Source organism: Cryobacterium sp. 10I1 (assembly GCF_035019805.1).
Taxonomy (GTDB): domain Bacteria; phylum Actinomycetota; class Actinomycetes; order Actinomycetales; family Microbacteriaceae; genus Cryobacterium; species Cryobacterium glucosi.
The window spans coordinates 1-4,148 of sequence record NZ_JASJVF010000267.1; the positions used below are offsets into that span (position 1 = coordinate 1).

The 4,148-nt window shown below is 56.9% G+C and carries 4 protein-coding genes; all 4 read right to left on the reverse strand.

What is annotated here, in order from left to right:
- Positions 1 to 403: 403 nt before the first annotated feature.
- Positions 404 to 844: a hypothetical protein gene (locus QN345_RS16165; protein WP_322188964.1), complete on the reverse strand. Its 441-nt coding sequence runs from the start codon at positions 842 to 844 to the stop codon at positions 404 to 406.
- Between the two features lie 588 nt (positions 845 to 1,432).
- Positions 1,433 to 2,266, reverse strand: coding sequence for an RHS repeat-associated core domain-containing protein (locus QN345_RS16170; RefSeq protein ID WP_322188966.1), 834 nt, complete (start codon positions 2,264 to 2,266; stop codon positions 1,433 to 1,435).
- 96 nt (positions 2,267 to 2,362) lie between these two features.
- Positions 2,363 to 2,986 carry a hypothetical protein gene (locus QN345_RS16175; protein WP_323508871.1) on the reverse strand — a complete coding sequence of 208 codons (624 nt, stop codon included), beginning with the start codon at positions 2,984 to 2,986 and terminating at the stop codon, positions 2,363 to 2,365.
- Between the two features lie 342 nt (positions 2,987 to 3,328).
- The gene (locus QN345_RS16180; protein ID WP_322188970.1) at positions 3,329 to 4,024 is read right to left on the reverse strand and encodes a hypothetical protein; all 696 of its coding nucleotides are present in this window, start codon (positions 4,022 to 4,024) and stop codon (positions 3,329 to 3,331) included.
- Positions 4,025 to 4,148: the final 124 nt, after the last annotated feature.

The following is a 4,148-nucleotide window of genomic DNA, read 5'->3' on the forward strand; positions in this document are numbered from 1 at the left end:
CGTCGAGCGCTACCTTGTCCCCGGAATCGCGCTACCGGATCGTCAGAACAGCGCTACCCGATAGGGCGACTCGCCACTCAGGACCGAGCGGGATCCAATCGAAATGCCAACCGCGCGCCCGATCCTCGAGATAACCGCCGTCGTCTACATACAGGTCGCCGGGCACTCCCGGGGTTGGGGATGGGGCAATATCCATCACCCACCAGTCGTCAACGCCCTCAGATACACACAGTGTGCCCGCCTCAGCTGCCGGTGTCGGTGTCGGTGTCGGTGTCGGTGTCGGTGTCGGAACGAGATTTCCTTCGTAACGGCGTCGAGCCTTGCGCCCTTGGGCCAGCGGAGAGCTTCAGTTCCTGAAATGTCATTAGCGCAATGCGCAACCTTGTCTCGTCGATGGGCCGGATCATGGCCCACCGGAACCATTGAGATAAATAGGCAGCTCGACGCGGTTCTCTCGCGAAACGGAGAGCAGAATTCTCCAGCGCTGTCGGAATCCGGCGGAAATTTTCTCGACTCGAAGATCAATTACTTCACCCGAAGCAACGTGCAGGAAATCAGTTGGCGTTGCAAAGTCCTTGATGAGGCGAACGCCGGTTTCGTCTACGCGGACTACGAAATATCCCAAACCGACGTTTGGGAAGCGCACTGAGGCGACTAGGGCACTGTTGAAGCCCTGCTGGTGCTGTGCGTCGAAAAATACGGCTTCGGGAGATCGAATTCGAAGCCTGGAAAGTCGCCGCCTCATCCGGATTGCCCAGTAGAGGTAAAGCAAACCCACGAGAACGCTTGTAGTTGCCAGTGCACTCAACACAATTACCAAAGTTGTGTAAGTTTCCGCCGCCACTAGCATCTCCACTGGGCGCTTGGATGATGAGAACGACTCCGCGTCCCAACAGCGCCAAAAGGATCAAGTAGAAGCTCCCGGCGCTTGTGCGCATACTCACGACCGAGCCGTTCTGGTCGCGCATGAACGAGGTAGTCGTGCCCGCTGTGGTCGGGCGTGTGATGCCGAGGGATCCATTTACGAAAATTGTCGCGTCCATGAAGAGCCTGAGAGGACTCAGCACCACTTTCTAAGTGTTGCGGGACGCCAAAGAGCGCTTCAACGGCGGCGGAACCGCTTCGCATTCAGCGACTTCCGCGCGCTCCTCATCGAGTTACCAAAGAGTAAGGAAGGCAATTCGATGTTCGGTGCTCACCATCTTCGACATTGCGACCCATGACGCTGGCGGGTTGCGAATGAACGGCCTGAGTACGACGCGCTGGATCAAAGCATTCAAATTCAGGTCAAACCAACCTAGACAAGAGCCGAGCGAGGATTTGGTAGTCCAAAAGAACACTATCCAAGAGACAGTGGCCACGGGAACCACTATCCACAGGAGCACCCCTCGAATCACCAAGATCAGAAGCTGCACAAATATGTTGAGTTCGATCATGGCAATCCTCCCGCCCAATCAGTCCAATGATCGCCAAAGGGAGCGACGCCCTTAAACGTATCCCATGCGTACGTCCCCAGATCACCGTAAACATAAGGCTGGTCAAGTCCTTGGCGCATCTGCCGTACACCACGAAGTATCTTCATTCCCCCCGTAATGATTTGATAGGCGGCGACGGCATCGACTGTAACGCCTATCGGAATGCCCATGACTGTAGCCTCTGCGCCCGTCGCCACGGCCAAGCCCAACAAACCCTGCACGAGCTTGGCTACGCCCCAAACGATATTGATACTGCCAGAAATGATCTTCGGGCTGAGCCTTGGGGTCACTACATTTGGAAGGGAAGCACGAGGAATGCGGGACTGCAGCGCTGCCGCCCTTGGATTGGCCTTGTAATATGCGTTGTTGCACGCCGCAGTACCGCAATCCTGTCGCTGCCCGCTCAAATCAAGCTTGTTGATGGGGTCTGCCGGGTAGTCGTACGCATTACTCACCCCGCCTTCGACCGGGTCAACACTCAGGAAGCGTCCGAGGGCGGCGACGTACTGTCGTGCACCCATCTCGATGGTGGCGATGGTTCCGGCGTGCTCTGTGAGTTTGCCGGCGCCTCCGACCCAGCCTAGGGCGGCGTTGACTCCTGGGAGGTTGTCGGGGAAGGTGTCGTCGGCGGCAGTGGTGCCGATCAGCCCGGTCAGGGTGTCGACTGATTGCCCGAACGGGTCGTAGCGGTACCTGTCGGTCCTGGTCCCGCTTTCGTCGACACTGACCGCGACATCTCCGTGGATGTTCGGGTAGGACCACACCTGGGTTCCGTCGGTGCGAGCGGCCACGCTCGCGCCACCCGGCAGTGAACGTGTGGTTTGCCCGGGGATGCCCGTACCACTGAGGACAATGCTCGCTCCGTCACGTTCGGGTCCAATCCAATCTCAGCCCTTGGCCGACCGAAGTTCGTCCAAGCGGTGAGCGACCCTCTCGAGTTCGTTTATCTTAAATTGGGAGAAACCCAGCCACGTGTCTGCCGCCACTCGAAGCTTCAACGACGCGAGGGTGGGATCGAAAAACTCAATACTCAATGGCAGATAGCGTTTGTCCAGTTCTTGGTCTTGATCAACGCGGACATCCTTCACCAAGGACCAAGGAATTTGCAAGAATTTTCGCAATTGTCGAACGCCTGCCCAGAAGGTGATGTCCTGATCTGTCGCCATCACTGCAAATTGATAGACCGGTGGCCGATGATCACCCGCGCCAAGTGACGACTTGTCAAAATCTCCAAGTTCGCCTGCGAATTTCATGCTGGCAGCGAGGACGAGGCGATCCGGATAGATCTTGCGCAAAAGGCGCGCACAAATTTGCGCGGGCATATAGCTTGCGAACAGAGCCAGAATGACGACAAGAAATACGGCGGCTCCGACGAGGCAAGAAATCGCAGTCAGTCGCAAGAGATCGACGTCGCCCCGCTGCGCCGCTTGGATGCTTCGGCCCACGAGCCCGATTGCGCCAACGACGAGAGCGGCAATTGCCGTCGTGACTCGGGCACGACGTGTTCGCATGGGGACGGACCTCATTTCTCACGTCGACTAATTTGAATGTCTCTGTTCATGTCATCTTGACTCAAGCTAAATCGAGTCGGCGGATCCGGCGGCCAGGTATATTTATGGGCCGGAGACACAAACCAGTGCAATTTGTAGTCCCCTCCGATTAAGATCCCCTGGGCGACAGCCAGACATGGTTGCCGCCGGTGCCGGCGATGATGACCGCTTTCCCGCATTTTGCGGTGATGCTGACTTCACGGCCACGGGGAAGGGCTCGGGTTAGTAGTGGTCGTGAACGCACTCCAGCACCTATGGCGCACACGGCTTTTATTCGTCCAATTGATCCGAAACGTCAAATTCCTACGTGGCACTATCCCCCATCGGATGAGGGTGTCCTGCATCGCGCGAAAGATTTCGAGAGGTCCGAACTGAATGAAAGAAGGCGTCAAAGTCTTTGTCTCCCTGCGGGCGAAAGAGCCAATCCCCGCGGCGCTGTGGCGGGAGCCCGATCTGAAAGGCTCTTCCATCTAGAGACCCTTTCACTTCAACGGCCCGCTCGATGCTTTCCCTATGAGTCACGGTCGCAATTTCGACTGACGACACATTCGACCATGGAATTCTTAGGACCCTCTCTGGCCCTCCGCGACGCAACCGCCACAGTTCAAATCGACTCCCAGCGTCAACAAAAGCGAGAGACGCGTTCATCGGTGTGGGATAGCCGATGCTGATGCCACTTATGTCCTTGATCTCAGAAGCGAGCGCGGGCGATAAGCGAATGATCACGAACGACAATGAAGGATTGGCGTTATGCAGGATCGAATACAAGTGACGCTGCGCCGCTCCGAAGGGAATGCCAATCACGAGTACGAATACGGGTACCCCAACGACTATGAACATGAAGTTCACGAACATCTCTGATGGGGTGCCGCGCAATCCTGGGCCAGCCAAAATGAAGATGAGCGCCAGCGCCGGGAGGTAATATCCCCAGCGTCGTCTTCTTGCGGGCACTTTGGATCTTCCTCCGGCCGCCGCTTCAGGAGGTTCAATGGCATTCATGTCTGAACCTCACTACTTAGTTGTGGTGAACATTTTACTGGGCGAAATGTGGCTCTCCTGACTCTTCCGTGGGTTAGTCCCGGCCGGGAAGCACGGGTTTGTGCCCGCCGAGGCTGAGCATTGC